Below are 738 nucleotides of genomic sequence, written 5' to 3' on the forward strand. Positions count from 1 at the left end.
AGTTCGTTCGTAAACTCACTGGGACAATTAACAGTTGGCTTGGCGCTTCGCGCAAGTATAGCCAACAGTCAATTGCCCCTTAGCAAAGCGTTATATAACTATGAGGTTCAGTGAAAACCGTCAACTTTAAATTTGCTCTAGATGCGACTATTGCGACACTTTTTATCACGCTAGGTGTGATTTATATATTGGTTGTGCGCGCTGATAAAAATATTGAGTCAGTAGATTTAACCAATAGTGATCTAAGTTGCAAAGTTAGCGCAAGAGGCAAACTTAGAGGCTATTTCACACTTGATGGAAAGGAGTACTTTTCGCCTGGTACTTATGCAACATGTGAAGAATTTCTAAACCGAATGACAGAAAAAGAAATAAAAGGAAAGCATCAGAAAAACAAGAGTTTATTGGTAGAGCTTAGAGTCGGCAAAAGCTTGTATGCAGAGAACTCTGTAGGAATGCGTGTTTTAATTGGTATATTTATTGGTTTAGTTTGTTTTGCTTTTTTACGTAGCCCCATACATTGGATCGCAAAGAAGGTTATATAACAAGGGCATTAAGGCAGACGGCCTCAACATCGGCCTCATTTAATGCAAAAAGAAACGACGCATAAATGCGCCCCAAATTGGTCCGCTGCTTATGCGGGCGTTAACTGCCAAGGAGTATCCAGTGCGTACTGAGATATTGGAAAATCTTAAAACTCTAGAAATTAAAGAGAACATTAAAATACTGTATGCATGTGAA

The 738-nt window shown here is 39.0% G+C and carries 1 protein-coding gene; it reads left to right on the forward strand.

Translation table 11 applies throughout. The features are described from left to right. Positions 1 to 110 precede the first annotated feature (110 nt). On the forward strand, positions 111 to 542 hold the full coding sequence (locus AN944_RS20985) for a hypothetical protein (protein WP_055026585.1): 432 nt from the start codon (positions 111 to 113) through the stop codon (positions 540 to 542). The last annotated feature ends 196 nt before the right edge of the window (positions 543 to 738 follow it).

The sequence above is a fragment of the Shewanella sp. P1-14-1 genome (genome assembly GCF_001401775.1).
In the GTDB taxonomy this organism is placed as follows: domain Bacteria; phylum Pseudomonadota; class Gammaproteobacteria; order Enterobacterales; family Shewanellaceae; genus Shewanella; species Shewanella japonica.